15 protein-coding genes are annotated in these 16,951 nt (G+C 42.9%); 11 read left to right on the forward strand and 4 right to left on the reverse strand.

The features are described from left to right. Window positions 1-192: 192 nt before the first annotated feature. The 4 genes from KOE27_RS11555 to KOE27_RS11570 all read left to right on the forward strand — a co-directional run bounded on the left by KOE27_RS11555 (window position 193) and on the right by KOE27_RS11570 (window position 2,777). Window positions 193-372 (forward strand): hypothetical protein, encoded by a 180-nt coding sequence (locus KOE27_RS11555; protein WP_215239036.1) that lies wholly within the window; start codon window positions 193-195, stop codon window positions 370-372. Then, window positions 365-739 (forward strand): hypothetical protein, encoded by a 375-nt coding sequence (locus KOE27_RS11560; protein ID WP_215239037.1) that lies wholly within the window; start codon window positions 365-367, stop codon window positions 737-739. The genes KOE27_RS11555 and KOE27_RS11560 overlap by 8 nt, the downstream gene beginning before the upstream one ends. A gap of 169 nt (window positions 740-908) precedes the next feature. Next, a complete protein-coding gene (locus tag KOE27_RS11565) occupies window positions 909-2,111 on the forward strand; it encodes a TlpA family protein disulfide reductase (protein ID WP_215239038.1) in 1,203 nt (400 codons plus the stop codon). Between the two features lie 150 nt (window positions 2,112-2,261). Continuing rightward, entirely contained in the window at window positions 2,262-2,777 is a 516-nt protein-coding gene (locus KOE27_RS11570) for a DUF7678 domain-containing protein (RefSeq protein ID WP_215239039.1), read from the forward strand. 20 nt (window positions 2,778-2,797) lie between these two features. On the opposite strand, the gene KOE27_RS11575 is transcribed toward KOE27_RS11570, so the two are convergent. Further along, window positions 2,798-3,796: a bestrophin family protein gene (locus tag KOE27_RS11575; RefSeq protein ID WP_215239040.1), complete on the reverse strand. Its 999-nt coding sequence runs from the start codon at window positions 3,794-3,796 to the stop codon at window positions 2,798-2,800. Between the two features lie 396 nt (window positions 3,797-4,192). On the opposite strand from KOE27_RS11575, the gene KOE27_RS11580 reads away from it, so the two are divergent. Then, the gene (locus KOE27_RS11580) at window positions 4,193-6,358 is read left to right on the forward strand and encodes a GTPase domain-containing protein (protein ID WP_215239041.1); all 2,166 of its coding nucleotides are present in this window, start codon (window positions 4,193-4,195) and stop codon (window positions 6,356-6,358) included. Next, window positions 6,355-7,326, forward strand: coding sequence for a TRAFAC clade GTPase domain-containing protein (locus KOE27_RS11585; RefSeq protein ID WP_215239042.1), 972 nt, complete (start codon window positions 6,355-6,357; stop codon window positions 7,324-7,326). The genes KOE27_RS11580 and KOE27_RS11585 overlap by 4 nt, the downstream gene beginning before the upstream one ends. A gap of 132 nt (window positions 7,327-7,458) precedes the next feature. Here KOE27_RS11585 and KOE27_RS11590 read toward each other — a convergent pair whose 3' ends face one another. Both KOE27_RS11590 and KOE27_RS11595 read right to left on the reverse strand, forming a co-directional pair. Further along, window positions 7,459-9,759: a PAS domain S-box protein gene (locus tag KOE27_RS11590; RefSeq protein ID WP_215239043.1), complete on the reverse strand. Its 2,301-nt coding sequence runs from the start codon at window positions 9,757-9,759 to the stop codon at window positions 7,459-7,461. 172 nt (window positions 9,760-9,931) lie between these two features. Continuing rightward, complete coding sequence (locus KOE27_RS11595; protein WP_215239044.1) at window positions 9,932-11,185, reverse strand: alkaline phosphatase family protein; 1,254 nt, start codon at window positions 11,183-11,185, stop codon at window positions 9,932-9,934. A gap of 308 nt (window positions 11,186-11,493) precedes the next feature. Here KOE27_RS11595 and KOE27_RS11600 point away from each other — a divergent pair, with 308 nt between their 5' ends. The 5 genes from KOE27_RS11600 to KOE27_RS11620 all read left to right on the forward strand — a co-directional run bounded on the left by KOE27_RS11600 (window position 11,494) and on the right by KOE27_RS11620 (window position 15,818). Next, on the forward strand, window positions 11,494-11,691 hold the full coding sequence (locus KOE27_RS11600; protein WP_215239045.1) for a hypothetical protein: 198 nt from the start codon (window positions 11,494-11,496) through the stop codon (window positions 11,689-11,691). A 567-nt stretch (window positions 11,692-12,258) separates the two neighbouring features. After that, window positions 12,259-12,432 carry a hypothetical protein gene (locus KOE27_RS11605; protein WP_215239046.1) on the forward strand — a complete coding sequence of 58 codons (174 nt, stop codon included), beginning with the start codon at window positions 12,259-12,261 and terminating at the stop codon, window positions 12,430-12,432. 445 nt (window positions 12,433-12,877) lie between these two features. Next, window positions 12,878-13,216, forward strand: a complete 339-nt coding sequence (locus tag KOE27_RS11610) for a PadR family transcriptional regulator (RefSeq protein WP_215239047.1) — start codon at window positions 12,878-12,880, stop codon at window positions 13,214-13,216. Then, entirely contained in the window at window positions 13,213-13,458 is a 246-nt protein-coding gene (locus tag KOE27_RS11615) for a permease prefix domain 2-containing transporter (protein WP_215239048.1), read from the forward strand. Before KOE27_RS11610 ends, KOE27_RS11615 begins: the two co-directional genes overlap by 4 nt. Continuing rightward, window positions 13,452-15,818: an ABC transporter permease gene (locus KOE27_RS11620; protein ID WP_215239049.1), complete on the forward strand. Its 2,367-nt coding sequence runs from the start codon at window positions 13,452-13,454 to the stop codon at window positions 15,816-15,818. Before KOE27_RS11615 ends, KOE27_RS11620 begins: the two co-directional genes overlap by 7 nt. A gap of 153 nt (window positions 15,819-15,971) precedes the next feature. Here the strand turns inward: KOE27_RS11620 and KOE27_RS11625 are convergent, their stop codons facing one another. Then, the gene (locus KOE27_RS11625) at window positions 15,972-16,835 is read right to left on the reverse strand and encodes an AraC family transcriptional regulator (RefSeq protein WP_215239050.1); all 864 of its coding nucleotides are present in this window, start codon (window positions 16,833-16,835) and stop codon (window positions 15,972-15,974) included. Window positions 16,836-16,951: the final 116 nt, after the last annotated feature.

Below are 16,951 nucleotides of genomic sequence, written 5' to 3' on the forward strand. Positions count from 1 at the left end.
TTGCTATTTTCTTATGCTTTTGTGATACTATCCTTCACTATGGACACAGATTGCGGGAAGAAAATGCTCCGGCCACCAAATCAGCCTTACGTGTGAAGACGGATATCAACCTATCAAAACCAACATTCAATAATGGATATATTCCAATTAATTGGAATATATCCATTATATTTGTCCCGAAAATAATCTGCTATGGAAAACATCTTATACAAAGTTGTAGCGCCGGAAATGGTATGGATATATTATTATGATGAACTCAAAAACAAGCATTTCCGCGAACTGCTTGGCGCAGAGGCTCGTCGGTTTATAGACGACATACCAAACTTTTCAAAAGAACCGGGACAAATGTTTAAAAATGCGGACGATGAATGAGCTGCTACTGGAAAAACTATTTAACTCCGTAAAGCAATACTGGCCGTATTCCCTGCTCATGGACAGACCCCTGCCCTACTGGCCGGACGAAATCCGGGTATACTGGTTCACGACCAGAGCACAGTCCAGTTACCTAATACGGATTTTGTACGAACCCGATGATAGCAGTTTTGTCATGGCCAGCTACCATTGCCCCGATCCGGATGTTTTGCAGCAATTCCGACAGGAATACCTCAGGTCCGGGGTAGACTTTCTGATGCTGCCGTACGCCGTGCAAGGTATGAAAGTGATTATTAACGGGGACGGAACATTTCTTACAAATTCCGTTAAAACAAATACCGCCGGTATGCTCCGGCCGGGCAGGTGAATCAGGCTTGCTTCGGATAATTGTTGGGTAGTACTCATTTGTAAAACAGGGCTCTACCCTTCGGAGTTATTTATGAATCAGTTAGAGAACAACTAAGTCATTAGGTTTTAAACTATTTAATTAGTTAATTTGTCAGTAGAATTTTATCCTGACACAAATAGGCAGCGGTATGAAACAATTGTTATTTGTCGGATTGGTACTTTCGGCCTTTAAAGTATTTGCACAGCCAGGTTCGGTACGTTATCCGCTTAGGGTCATTACGGACAGCACTGCGTATCCGTTTTCCTACATTTCACCAGCAAAGGAGCTGTTTCAGGTAAAGATTCCAAAAATTGACCTACAGTATTACAGCTTGTCAAGAAGTATCAAACTGGAATCTCTTGGCAGCGTCCTGACCGTATTAATCGGAAAAGACAAGTCAAACCAGAACCTTGTCATTTTTGACTCAAACTTCGATAATGATCTCTCGGACGAGCAGGTTCACTATTTCCCGGATTCTGTAACAAGCCCTACAAAAGGAAATTTCCTGCATTTCGGGACCGATATACCTCTTCCTGGCCAAACGCTTTCACTTGAATTTGACTATTCCATTATCAAACCCAAGGCACTGAACATCAGTTTTGGTGATTCCCTGGAGGATAAGATTCATTTCATGGTTCGCCCCTTTCAATACCGGTATGCCACCATAAGAATAGACACCTCGGAATACAAGCTGGTTTTGTTTTCAAAAAACTTTTTTGATTTTTCCAAAACGTCTACCTCCCTGTCAGTGCTGCCTGGCCAGTCCGATGTACACAAATTAAAATCAGCTGACAAATCGGTTAATAAATATACTTTGGGAGATATTGTGCTGATGGCAGAAAATAAGTTTCTATTTGAGAAAATAACCGGTGCAGGCGATTCAATCGTCCTTTCTCCATTGGCACATTCGGCAGAAACGTATGGCTCTAAAACTGGTTTTTTGTCTCCTGATTACCTTGGAAGGGATATCCTTTCCAATGACTCCCTGCTGATTCACCAAATGAAAGGCAAATACGTCTTGCTTGACTTTTGGGGAACCTGGTGTGCGCCCTGTATCAAGATTCTGGACGATATCAAAAAACTCCATGCCTCACTGGACCCTCAGAAGGTCAAAATGATTGGCGTTTGTTATGATACAGACGTCAAAAAAGTAAAACACTTTATGAAAAACAGAGCAATGGGCTGGACGCAGATCTTTGACCCGCAGACCAGTTCAACCTTAGGAAAAATGTTTGAGATAACAGCTTACCCTTCTTTTGTGCTAATTGACCCTAACGGAAAAATTATATACAGAGACGAAGGGATAGATGGTTTCAACCGCACGGCTGCTAAACTAGATGAATTGTTATAAAACACTTAGGGGTAGTTGTTGCTGTGGTCCCGGCCGGTATCTATAATAGGAATAATTCTAAATTTTACTTCTAAAGCAGAAAAACTTCATTTCCTTCTTCAAATCTTTTTGAAGGTGTGTAATTTTGAGATAGGTTCAACATTGGCACCAGTGATACCACCAAAAAGACGAAGAAAAAACATTATCCTTACCGAAGCACAAAGCAAGCGGCTCCATGAACTGAGCGAGTTTGACGGGCTTGATCCGGTTGAGCACACCATGAGGGCCATTGATGAATACCTGGGCAAGCAAAACCTGAACTTTACTCCGCCACGGCAAAATGAGATCACCGCTGAACTGAAAGAAAATACGCCGGAACCCAACATTCCGGGAGCATACTGGTTATCAGGTACCGTGGACAGCTATGAGTTTTCTGCTTTAATATTAAAATCGCCTTCCAAATCAGGGATTGACAAAGGAAAAATATCCAAATTATCTATCTGGGACCCGGTTGTGCTGGAAAATACCAAAAGTTTTATTGGCTCCTGTGTAGTAAATTATGATCGCGGATGGGATATAAGGCCCAGCAAAATAGCGGAGCCTTACTACCTTAAAGTGAAATCCTTACTGGATCACTCGGTCGGACATGGACTTGGCAAGCAGGCTTCGGGTAAAACCGCTTTCTGACAACTGAAATATCTTCGTGCTTAAAACAAGGCCCCGAAATAAGGTTTCAGCTTTTCGGGGATCTCCTCTTCCCCCAGCATATCCTTAAGATCAATTTCAATATTCCTGACAATGGTACCAACCGGGGTATCGTTCAGCAAGCCTTCGAAGGGGTTTTCGCTGATATCCCCAACATATTCCATGAACATGAAAACCCAGGAAACGATCAGATTAAAAGGAATCAGTAAAAACATATACTTTTCGCCAAGATCAACAAACTGCGGCAACAGACCGAAAGGAAGCAGCGTCATGAACACAAAGATAAACAGGTTGGACGTAGTGGCATACTGACGGGGGAAAGGCGTATTCTTGATCCTTTCACTTTTGCCCTGCTCGTCATACAACTTCGAAATCAAATCCTGAAGGGCCACGTGCTGAAAGGCGTCTATCCGGCCCGATTTTCTGAGCATACTCAAATGCTGCGCCTGCCGGTCCAGTATCTGGACCGGAACATTACTTTTGGTTCTCACTTCAGCCAGCTCATTTTCCGGCAAATGTCTCGCGATTTCAGCATCACAGATTACTTGATCCATGTGGAAAGCCTCCCGTTGCCTGCGGCTCGCCCGGTCCTTATGTTCCCAGTTGGTGCGCTGTGCCATCGCATTTCTTAAAGCATAAAGCCAGGCAATGTGCCTGAAAATAACCACCCTAACCTGCCCGGCGGTTTCCGTACCTGTCCCTCCTGTATCGGATGCAAAAGCCCGTACGGCCGCGCTGAACGACCGGCTATGGTTGGTTATGCTACCCCATATCTTGCGAGCTTCCCAGGAACGGTCGTATGATTGATTATTTTTAAAACCAACAAAAAATGCAGTGGCCGTACCCACCAGGGAAACGGGCAGCCACGGAATGGCAACCCACCTCCATCCCAGGTAGTCGTAAACAAAAATGGCGAGTGACCCTGTCACCAATGAAAACAAAACCATTCGCCAGGAATAATAATAAACAATCAGCGGAGACAGGTAGCGCTTGATGTACATATTTGAAAGGAAACCTTTACGATAGAAGTGAGCAGATAGGACAAATAATTCCCGAATTTAGGAAATGCCTTGCAATGGTGAAAAATTATCATATCCTAAAAGTTTTTCGATTGAAAAAATTGCAATCTTAATTAATTTATACTAGGTTTGCCCCAACCCTTAGTACTAATTCTACCGTTTATCTCACGATTCTTTTATGAATTTTAAACCTCTTAGTTCTTCAGTCAGCGAGACATCTGGAGGCATTTTAACTCCGATTTCTTTCTTCTATTCCTTGTTAATGTAGCAAAATTTGAATTATCGGGAATTATGAGACTTAGAATCTTAATGTATATAGAATTAGTTTGATATTAAAAATATCGCACTCTTCAGTCCTATACGCTAACCCAAATTTGTATGGCCCTCTCCAATATTTCCCGGCTGTTGAGTAAAAGATCTGCCTATAACAACGACGTACTAAACGAAATTCAGAAGCTTTCTAAAGTAAGCTACAATTTATCTTTAATTGAAAATTCCAGCTCTAACCCTTCCGCAGCAAACACACAAACTACTGATATTGAAGGAAGTACATCAGTAATTGGAGAAATCCTGCAACAGATTGAAGCTGAACAGGAGTGCTTGGGAAAACTTCAGGAACGTTTTTCGAAAAGGGATATTACGATCGCAGTTATTGGCCGGGCCAGGCAAGGGAAGAGTACCATTTTACAAAGTCTGTCAGGACTGGATTCCAATCTTATTCCGGGAGGAAGCGGGCTTCATTGTACCGCCAGTCTTAGCAGAATCACCAATTCGGATCAGGATCAGGCCAGCGCTACGATCCACTTTTACAGCAGAGACGATTTCTTTAATACCACCATACTTCCCTATTTCCACAGCCTCAACTTATCTCCCGTACCCAAAACGCTGGCTGAGTTTGAGGTGTCGCCTCTGCCTGTTTTTCATCAGTCGACCAACCCGATTATACACGCCAGGTATCAAAAATTAAAGGAGTATCACGACAATATTTCCAAGTATAATTATTTGTTGACGGGTATTTCCAAGCAGGTAGAACAGGATGAGATTTATGAATATGTCACGCAATATTCGGAAAACCGCATGGCTACCTACAAATACCTGGCCGTTGCGGAAATAGAGATTGCCTGCCGTTTTCCCTATCCCAACCTGGGAAAACTTACCCTGATTGACATGCCTGGTGTAGGTGACGTTGGTATGATAAACGAAGAGAAGAAAATCAGGTCGCTGAGCAACAAAGTTGACTTTTTCCTCTTCGTCAGAAAACCTGATCCGCTGGGAGACGGCTGGTCGGCGATTGATCTGGATCTTTATAAATTGTTTACAGAAGCAAATGCCCAGACGGGCAAGCCCTTGTTACATATCAAGGATAATTCCTTCCTGATATTTAACCACGTCAATATCAGCCCTGAGGTTAATAATCTGGAGAATTGCAAGGATATGCAGGCCGGACTGGCAGGACATGGCATGGAATTCTCGGATGTAAGTATTATTGACTGCAGTAACAAAAAGGATGTAACTGAAAAAGTTCTGGGAAATATTTCCTCTTCATTTATTAATAAGATTAGTCAGTTAGATGATAAAATAATGCAGCGTTCGAAAGAAAGCATATTATCTATTTCAAACCACATTCAACAACTCCTTATTAGCATGGAAGAACAAAAACTCCCGGAAGATCATATTAATTTGTATGAGTTCAAAGAACTTTTCAATAACCTATGGTCCGTTCAGACCAATTCTTTTGAGAATTTGCTGAAGCAAAAATACTCGTTATGTAATGAGCCCAATACCTTGGTATATAACCACTTCGAACGTACCAAAGATCATATCAAAAGTCTGCTAAGCAAACTAACGGAAACAGATATAAAACTCAGCCGTAATGCGGTTGGATCGTACAACAAAGCATACGAAGATTTTCTGAATGAATACAAATCGCATATTACAAATGAATTTTTAAAACTTGACGATATTTTATTTGAAGTTTTAAAAGACATCAAAAATGAAGTGTATGAAATTCTGAAAAAAGAAGGCAGGCTTATCTATATGGATAATATGCCGGATTCTTTTGATACCGTGCTGATCGAAGAAATAAGCGGTGTATCCAACCTGCGTAATCCTGTTACTTCATTTGTAAATTTTCAGTTATCTTACCTTGGATTTCTACATTTTAAGATCAGAGAATACCTTAATATCCTTACACCGGATTATTTAGAAATCCGTTTGTCGCGCCAGGATACAGACGGAGACATATTAAATTATATCAGACATTCCGTAGAGGCATGTTTGTATCAGATCCAAAAAGAATTTTCAATCTGGTCAAAAGATATCAATAAAATATCTTTCTCCTTACTGGAAGAATTCCTCAATCAGATTTTCCGGTCCAATCATGCCAAGGATAACTGGGAAATTTTCTATCAGCTGAATTCTGATAAAATCTGGCCCGAGAAATATGGTAAAGTTGCCGACAAACAAAATGAGATAAGAAACCTTAAGCTTCATTTAAATAATACCAAAGAATTAACAAATTCAAAGAATTTGGCAACTGCATGACGACACCGATTAATATCTCCGTTCTTGGCAAATCAGGCGTAGGCAAAACCTCTGCACTGATTGCTATGTTTAACCACTTTCAAAGTGATTTCTTTGAAGGTTTCAATCTGCGGTTTGCTTTTGATCCTACCACCGGAAAGCTGATATCGGAAGAACGAAACAGGTTAATCAGTTCGCTGGAAAAAGGTACGCTGGACCATACCTATGGCATCAGGCCCACGCAGGATATCGTTAGGTACAAAGTACAGCTAGGCAGAAAGGGCGAAAACTTTACACCTCTTCACATTGAATTTATTGACTATCCCGGATCCTGGCTTACCGGTACAGCGGCGGAACAGAGCAACGTTAAAGATATCATTTCCAGTTCCAAAGTACTGATCATCCCGATCGACTCCGCTTTGCTGATGGAAACCGATAATGATCTTAGCGCTAATGAAATTCTGGCGGCGTTAAAAGATATTTATTCCGAACAAGCCGGCCCGCGTATGATTGTGTTGGCACCTGTAAAATCGGAAAAATATTATGAACCGGATAATTCCAGTCACCAGGGAAAAGCTTATTACTCTTTAATAAAGAGGGTACAGGAAAAATATGAAGGTATTATTTCCTTCCTTACCAGCAAACACCTGAACCGGACAACCTCTCTGGTAATTACGCCAATTCAAACATTGGGAAGTTGTAAATTATTATACTTTTCCAGTTCGGAAGACGCTCCGCAGACACCGGTATTTGTGGTAACGCAGCGTGGTGTGTACGCTCCTAAGCATGCCGAACAACCTCTCTTATCAATCCTTAGTTTTCTTTTTAAAGATCAGTACGAGGAACAGAATAAAGGATTCAAAGGTATCTTAAGAAGATTCAAAGGTGATTCTAAATATTTGAAAACAACTTCCGAGGAATTATCTCAGTTTGGCTCCAGCTACGACGAAATGAAATTCTCTCCGTATTCTTACATCTCGCATTTTTAATCAGATTATTGCATCCGGGTTGTTAAAAAAATAGCTGCTCCTATTGATGTGCTTACCGAACGGCGAGCACATTTTTTTATACTCCTGCTAAAAATAAAAGAAAGATTATGAGCATTGAAATGCTCTTGATTATTAAAACCTTCTGAATTTATTCAGATAAAAAGCCAGCTTATTATGCAGGTCAATTGGATTGAAAGGTTTGCTGATATAGTCATTCATTCCGGCCTCGATCATCCTGGCAGATACTTCGGGTGCACTGGAAGCGCTGATCGCAATCACGGGTAATTTACCAAATTCCTCGCCAGGTAATTTTCGGATCAGTCGGGTGGCTTCGTATCCATCCATTACAGGCATTTGCAAATCCATAAGGATCAGATCATACCCCTTACTTTTTACCATTTCCAACGCCACGCTTCCATTACTGGCCACGGTACAGGCGCATCCCCACTGATCCAGAAATTTCTTTACCACCTTAACATTGATGGGATAATCATCCACTATCAGAATTTCAGCTCCTTTCAGTACTTTATCCGGCTCAAAAGAAGCACCTGCCAGCGACGTCTTATTACCTCTTCTGAAAACAATATCAAATGAAAAAGTAGAACCTTCACCAACCCGGCTGCTCAAATGCATTTCGCTGCCCATTATTTCCAGAATCCTCTTACTGATGGTGAGCCCAAGCCCAGATCCGCCGTATTTACGGGTCGTTCCGGAATCAGCTTGTGTAAACATTTCAAAAATATTCCCCTGCATTTCCATTGCGATACCTATGCCCGTGTCGACCACCTGAAAGCCGATGGTGACAGTATCTTTATCCTGCCCCTTCATAGTAGAAATTAAAGATACCTTTCCGGAAGGGGTGAATTTGATTGCATTGGATACCAGATTGGTGATGACCTGAGTGGTACGGACAGGGTCACCAGTGACGTATTCCGGGATCAAGCTATCCGTAATCAGTTCCAGCTTTAAATCTTTGGCAGCTGCCTCATTCTGAAGCGAGGAAGTAATGTTATGAAGCAAGAGATTTAAGTTAAAATCAATTTGCTCCAGTTGCACCTTACCTGCATCCAGTTTGCTGAAATTCAGTATATCGTCAATCAGTATCAGCAGGTTTTCAGCCGAAAATTTGAGGATGTTCATATTTTCGAGCTGGTCGGGCCGAGGGTCCTGAAGCAGCAGATTGATAAAACCGATTACAGCATTCAGGGGTGTCCGCATTTCGTGACTCATCACCGATAAAAACTTGGATTTCATCTCCAGAGCCTGCTCAGCCTGTTTTTTTGCTAAAATTAAGGCTTCCTGATAGGCATGTTTTTCGGTGATAACGGCAGTGTATATAATAATACCTGCCACCTCGCCATTTGTTTCATACCACGGCCTCACTTCCCACTGCAGCCATTCTATTTTACCATCCGGAAGCACGAAGCTATCTTCATCCATCCGCAACACCTCACCTGCCAGCCCTCTCTTATGATTTTGTTTCCAGGCCTCCGGTGTCTGTGGAAATATCTCATAGTAATTCATCCCCCTGATATCAATTCCCTCAAGGCCAAAAAACGACTTCCAGATATCGCTGGCGGCAATGTGGTTCATGTTCCTGTCTAGCATCGCCAGCGCCACAGGAGAATGTTGTATAAAAGTGGCAAGCTGCTGCTCCTTCAGCAGCAGCCTTTCCTCGGTCAGTTTTTGTTCATTAATATCCTGTATCGCGCCATACAGCTTGGTGCATACACCATCTTCAAATTCAGGAGCCCACATGCACCGTATCCATACCTCCCTTCCCTTATCGGTCACAATCAGCAGCTCCATGTTAAAGGATTCTCCTGAAGCAATAGATTTGCCTACTGCATCCCTCAGCATCTGCCGGTTTTCCTCTCCCTTAAAGAAGTTGATGACCGATCCGCGGATCGGAACAAAATCAGCGGGCACTTCAAATATCACTCTGATGATATCAGTCCAGATGATCTCGTTTGTCTGGAGGTCCAGAGACCATCCGCCAACTTTGGCCAGGTGGTTCGTTTCATGAAGCAAATTTCTGACACCTGTCAGTTCGGCACTTGCACGTTTCTGGCTGGTGATATCAATATGGCTGCCCACCATCTTTTCCGGCATCCCGCTATCTGCCCTTTGGGTAATTTTACCGATTATTAAAACATAAATGACAGAGCCATCTTTACGGATGAAGCGTACCTCTTCAACCAGAGGTTTTTCTATTTTGCTTTGGATGTAGTTACGAAAGTTCCTGCTCAGTTTCAGCAGATCTTCGGGATGGATTAATGATCTCCAGCCGCGCCATTCATCCGGAAATTCATCTTGAGCATACCCCAGCGATTCCTTTAAAATGGGGTTGTACAGCACGGACCCACCTTGTAAATCCCACTCCCAAAATCCCGGAGACGTATCAACATGACTAAGGGGGCTAAACTCCGGCATATCAAAAAAATTTTATGGTTCTTCCGCTACCATCATTATGTCAGCAAGAAATTTATAAAACTATTTTAATATTTGCTACCAAAAATCCTATTTAGACCCAAACAAAACAGATGTAATTATTAGAGTTAATTTTACAAACTCATTTTTTCAAGACCATGGGCCCATTTGCATTCTACTTTGCAGCAGGTTCCACAATCCATTGATTAACATTATTGTATCTTCCTTCCAGCACAATTTTAAAAAATCCGGACGGGTATTTTGACAAATCAATTTTCGCCTGCCCTGCCGTTACCGGGACCTGAGCAACCAAATGATAAATATCCCTTTCTCCTTTACCAAAATGGTTGGTAGTGGTGAGCCAGATTTTCACCTTTCCTTCCTGGTCCCATGCTTTCCATTTAATGTTCAGAATATCTCCTTCCTTTTTCAAAGTTGGGTCCGTGAGTGAAATTTTCCCTGTAAAGGACACCCCGTCTACCTCAAAAGCCTGCTCCTTTGGTATCCTGACATCGAGATGCCGGGCAATGACCGGCATAATATCAACTATACCCGGGTTAGCCTTAAAATTTCCGTTCAGGTCTTTTGCGTTAGTGACAATCCAGGTACTTCTTTCTCTGTCCGACTGCCCGCCGTGCCCTTTTCCCGTTTGCGCGTCCCGGCCATGATCTGTGGTAATCACCATGAGCCAATCCTCCTTAAAATTTTGCTCACGGTATTGGATTGCCTTCCAAAGTTTACCCATCTGCCCATCCATCAGGCGGATCGCCTCATAAAACTGTTCGCTGTCACCATAACGGTGCCCCATATCATCCGTATATTCCAGATATACCCACGACAAATCTGGGGCGTCCGACCGGATATAACCAGCCGCTTCATGAACGACCGTTTCATCTATTTGGTGGATATACCTTGCCTGCTTATCATGCGGAAAATGGACGGTATCGAGCTCAAAACCATCAAACGGGTAATTTATACGTAACTTATTTGTCTGAAGTAACCCTTCGCCCAGCAGTTTGGTACGGTTGTCAAGCCAAGTGGAAAAAACGGCGGTTTGCTTATGTGGGAATTGTTCTTTTAAAAACCGGAAAATAGTCCAGTAATGATAATTCGGATCCGCAATATTATTATCCCACACATTATGCTTATTCACCCAGGTACCTGTGAGCAGGCTGTTATAACCCACAGCAGAAATCGTCGGGGTTTGGGAATAGGTACCTTTGCCTCCTCCCACATGCGCCCGTGTATAACCTCCGGTTTTGGCTATCAAGTCCAGATTGGGCTTCTGTATCTTTTCAATTACATCACTGGAAATACCATCGACAATGACAAATAAAACCTTTTTGGTCCTTTGTTGCTGCGCGAAAACATTGAAGTTAAAAACGGCAGACAAACCTAAAATAATGGGTAGAAAATATTTTACATTCATATTTGATACAATAATCTTAAAATTAGAATAATTTATACTGATATTTCTAAAACTGAAAATATTTGAGGAACCTGATCTATTATCTAATGAACGCTAAATGGTAACAACTTCCTTAAACGCATCCGTTTAAATACCTTGCCTGACAACCCCGGAGTTAACGAAAAATATGCTATCACATGAAAAGTAACTCACGGCCCCGGCGGATCTGGGTGGGAGTGTCTGGTGCATACGAAAATTTAAAAGATTAAAATTGACAAAACCCGGTATATTTCACAACGAAATAAAATCCTTAATACAAAGTTATTCATTTGAAAACCATGCTTGTCAGAAACATCAGCAGAATGACCGGAATACCCGCAACAGAACGGGTATTGCATCGTTATAACATTATTACAGCAAAAAAACTACCCGGCAAAACCGGAACAATCTTAGGCTATGATGGTGTTCAGCATGTATATGCTGCTCCGGGCATGCATTCAGCAAGGCATGTTCTAGAAAAAAAATGATAACATACTAGTAAAATTATTATCAGCTTGATTTTGTATTTATTACTTTTATGATTTTCACAAATCAACGGAATGGAAAATTACCAGCAGAATGACCCTGACTCTGTAAGCACAGAAGAACTTATTGAAGAACTCAGGCAGATAAGTAGCCGACTGGAAATTAGAGCTAAATATTATCAGCAATTAACGCAAGAATTAAATTCGCAGCATACGGATAAGCCGCAGGAGCATTTGTTTCTCTAAGAGTGGATCTCCTTCATGATCCGCTGAAACTATCCAAAAAGGCCTTCGTTTAGCTTCGGCAGCACCGCTGGCGTCAACTCTTCTCCCTCGCCGACAAGTGTAGTGCCAAAGTATACCTCCCCAAATCTGCATTAAATCTATATTTTTTTAATCTATTCTATGTTTAACACACCGGTGTGGATATCTCCTCATGAGGAATAATCATACCTGCATCACCAAACACAGTTATAAAAATAAAGTTATCTTTCAGAAAAATAGTACTACAATTACTTTATGAAGTATTATTACTTTTGCTAAAATTTCACCCTACCTCTTTTTAAAGCAATGGAAAATTCAAAAAAAAGTAATTCAAACAAGTACTACACGGAAAACAGTGTCGAGATGTTCGAAGAATTATTTAACCTGAGCAAGTCGCTGAAAGAAATGAACCAGACGATGGTGAAGAAGCTGGAACAAATCAACGCAGACCCGGTTACCTTCCTTTACCAGCAGAAATAATATGATGCTAATGAGAATTACGAAAGTCATGTAATTCCTGCTCCCGAAATTATTGAGAATTTTGATAGCCGTCAGGCTTATGTAACCAAGATAACAGGTAGAAAAAATCTGCCTGTTATCCTGTAACATAGTAGCGGGCGGTGGTAAAATCCACATCAATCCTTCATTAAAATTTCCGGCGTCTCCATCTGATACGGCCTGTCATCGGGGGGGGAGATGTCCGGGTGATATCGGTTTCCAGACCGGTGAATCAAATTCTGAAGTCACAAACTAAGTACAATCTTGTATTCGCCCAGGTGACACAAACACCGCTGTTCATTTCCGAACACTGCCCGTTCCCAAGCGGACACAAAATACTTCCTAAAATGCCGTTTACAACCCGTATTCTCACATTTGCTACTTGGCATGAATTTATACTATAAAATATAAACTAATTGTTTCTTTGATGCGCAGGACATATTTGGGAGAATTTGAAGAACTTGTTCTGCTCATGATTACCATCCTAGACGGGCACGCTTATGGCGTTACGGTCTCCCAGGAAATTGAGCAGCATACAGGCAGGCTCGTCGCCTTCGGCTCGGTTCACAATACACTGATCCGCCTGGAAGAAAAAGGATTCGTAACCTCCGAGCTGGGTGGGGCAACCACCGAGCGCGGAGGCAGGCGAAAACGCTTTTTTAAGATAACAGCCCTCGGGAAAAATGCGCTGACCGATATCCAGCAGCTGCGTAACAAACTTTGGAATTTAATGCCCGATGATACCTTAAAGCTGAGCGGTATATGAACACACCACAACCGCCGAGGTGGTCAAAAGCATTGCTTCGCTGGCTTCACCCGGAAAATACAATTGAAGAAGTAGAAGGGGACCTGGACGAGCTGTATGCGTATTCGGTACAACGCGTAGGAAAAACGAGGCTCTTATGCGTTACCTACTCAATGTCGCAACCGTTCTGCCGCCATTTGTCCGCCGGCGTCAGCAAAAAACAAAATATGAACAATCATTTTCTCTTAGCCCTGATATGTTAAAAAACTATTTCAAAATCGCCTGGCGGAACATTGTCCGTCAAAAAGCTTATTCCATATTGAACATTGCCGGTTTATCCATCGGCATGGCGTGCAGTATCCTGATCCTGTTATGGGTGCAGAATGAACTGAGTTACGACCGGTTCCATTCACGAGCCGGTCAGCTGTTTCGCCTGACGTGTAGTGCGGGCGACTTCAAAGTGGCCGTCAGCTCGGCCGGTATGGCCAGAGGATTGCAGTCGCAGCTACCCCAGATAAAAAGCGGAGTAAGGTTGAGCAAGCTCAGTGCCATGCTGTTCGAAGTAGGCGAAAAAAAAGTGGAAGAAAAACGCGTCTTCTATGCCGATTCTAATTTTCTTAAAGTTTTCTCCTTTCCCCTGCTGGCAGGAAATGCGGCTACGGCACTCAACGATCCGGGAGCAATTTTGATCACAGAACAAACAGCCGAAAAATATTTTGGCACGCGTGATGCTGTGGGCAAGACCATCCGGATCAACAATAACGAAAACTTTACCATTTCGGGAATTCTGGCCAATACACCTTCCAATTCTCATTTGCAGTTCGATGCGATCATTCCTATGAAAACCATGGCCAAATGGAACTGGGACATACAAAACGACACATGGGGTAATTTCAACTTTTATACCTATCTCGAACTCGACGAAAAGACGGCCGCATCTGCACCAGCGCAACAAAAACTGACGCAACAAATAGCCAAAATTTTCAAGGATCACGGTGAAAAGATCAAACTAGACTTCCAGCTGCAACCATTGACGGACATCCATTTGCACTCCAATCTACAGATCGATCTTCCCGGACACGGTAACATTCAGTATGTCAATATTTTCTTTTTGGTTGCTATCTTCATTCTGATTGTGGCCTGTATCAATTTCATGAATCTCGCCACCGCTCGATCCGAGCGGCGGGCCAAGGAAGTAGGGCTGCGCAAAGTGGTGGGCGCTAATCGTTACCAGCTTGTGTTCCAGTTCCTGGGCGAATCACTCATCTTTTCATTCCTCTCGCTGGTGATTGCGGTCGGTATCGTGTATATGTTGCTGCCAGTCTTCAAAATGCTGACTGAGAAGGCCCTCGCCATTCACTTGCTGGATGGAAAACTCCTGATGAACCTGATGGGCATAGCGGTACTGACAGGCTTGCTATCCGGCAGTTATCCTGCATTGTTCCTGTCTGGTTTCGCGCCTGTGAAAGTATTAAAAGGAAAACTAAGAGTCGCCGGAGGAAACCTGCTCTTCCGTAATGCATTGGTGGTGACACAGTTTGTGGTCGCCATCGTGCTGCTTGTGGGCACTGTGGTGGTTTACAAACAGCTGGATTTTATCAAAAAGCGCAACCTGGGTTTTGACAAATCCAATCTGCTTTACCTGCCCTTGAGCGGCGAGCTGGGTGGAAAACTACAGTCCTTGAAAGCGTCACTGGCGCAAAATCCGCTGACGGAAAATTTCACCGTCATTTCCGACTTGCCTACAAAGCTCGAATCCGGCACCATTGATATTGTCTGGGACGGACAAACGACCCGCAACCAAGTCGTCTTCCCGTCTATGGATGTAGATGAAAATTTCGTTAAAGTGTTCAAATCGCAAGTACTGGCAGGCCGCGGTTTCGACAAGTCGTTTTCGGGCGACAGTGCCAGCTATATAATCAATGAAAAGGCGATGCAGATCATGGGTATGAACGTCGGTAATGCGGTGGGAAAAAGCCTGACTGTTTACAATAACAAGGGTACGATCATTGGCGTTGTGAAAAATTTTCACTTCAAATCATTGCAATATGCGATGGAGCCACTGATCCTGCGTCTCAACAAATGGGGCGGCGTGGTGATGGTCCGCACAACTCCTCACACGAACGAGCAAACCATCAGGGCATTGGAAAAGATTAATCAGCAGCTCAACCCGGCCTTCCCTTTCACATTTGGCTTCCTGGATAAGGACCTGGATAATCTTTATCGTGGCGAGCAACAAATGGGAAGTATTTTTAATCTGTTTGCCGGTCTGGCTATTTTCATTTCCTGCCTGGGTTTGTATGGACTATCCGCCTTTATGGCAGAACAGCGTACCAAAGAAATCGGCGTGCGCAAAGTGCTCGGAGCGACTGTCGCCGGAGTTGTCGGTTTGCTTTCCCGGGATTTTTTGAAACTCATATTGATCGCCATTGTCATCGCTTCACCCATTGCGTGGTACAGTATGAATAAATGGTTAGAAGGATTTGCCTACCAAACCACCCTCCAATGGTGGATCATTGCCCTCGCTGGAATATTGGCCACCGGCATCGCACTATTTACGATCAGCTTTCAGAGTATCAAAGCGGCATTAATGAATCCTGTTAAGAGCTTACGCAGCGAATAGTAAGTGATCCTGGACACATCACTAAAAAACGACCTGATTTGCGAGATTAAAGTTCAATCCCGCAAATCAGGTTTGAAGTGCTCTATACAAAGATACGCTGTTGAATATTTACCTGCCTGATATTTCACTCGTTTCTGGATTAAGTAGAGCTCATCAGAGCATTCCTTTCCTGAACTCAAAAGGTGTCTGCCCCATTTGTTTTTTAAAAACCTGTATGAAATGGGAAACATTTTCAAAGCCGATCTCATAACAAACTTCCGTAACGGAGGTATCTTTTTTACAAAGCAGGTCACAGGCGTAACGTATGCGGAGGTCGGTGAGGTAATGCGTGAAAGTACGTCCCGTCTGGCTCTTAAAATAACGGCAAAATGCCGCTTCATTCATACTGGCGATTTCCGCAACCCGGGTGAGCGATATCTGTTCCGTAAAGTGTTCGAGCAAATAGGCATAAATCTTCCCCAGTTTTTCGTTGTTCTTCGTCAGCAGGGCGCTTGGCCGGTAATCGGGGGAAATCACGGTCATCTGCTCAGACGAGCCTATTTCATGAAGAATATCCAAAAATAGCATCAATTGTCTGAACCCCTCCTGGGCAATCAGCGCATGCAATGCATCTGCAACCCGGCTTCTGAGTGGCTCATGCAATTTCAAACCTCCTCTGGCTTTTTCGAAGAGCCTTTGAATAACCTGTGTTTCAGGTATCAAAAAAAAGCCTTTCCCTGCAAAGTCTTCTGCAAATCTTACCACGATAGCTTCGGGCTTTTGCAGGCATTCGGGCTGAAGAAACTGCTGATCATTTTTCCAGTAATGCGACAGGTGTTTGCCAAGCAGGATGATTTCCCCGCCTTCAAACTTTTCAATGTTGTTACCAATGAAGCGTGTACCCGAACTGGCCACTACGTAATTCAGTTCCAGCTCGGGATGAAAGTGCCAGGGGTTATTGAAATAAGGTACTATTTCATGGCGAATATCAAACGAACGGTCGTGATTAAGCGGAACGGTTAATCGGTTCGGGCGCATGGGTGTAATGTATTTATACGGTATTGTTTGCCAATTTGGATATTAAATTATAACCAATGCAAAAAAGACAATATTTTCCGCAAAGGCAACATTAGATACGTAAAATAAAAAGCAGG

The organism is Dyadobacter sp. CECT 9275, assembly GCF_907164905.1.
Classification (GTDB): Bacteria; Bacteroidota; Bacteroidia; order Cytophagales; family Spirosomataceae; genus Dyadobacter; species Dyadobacter helix.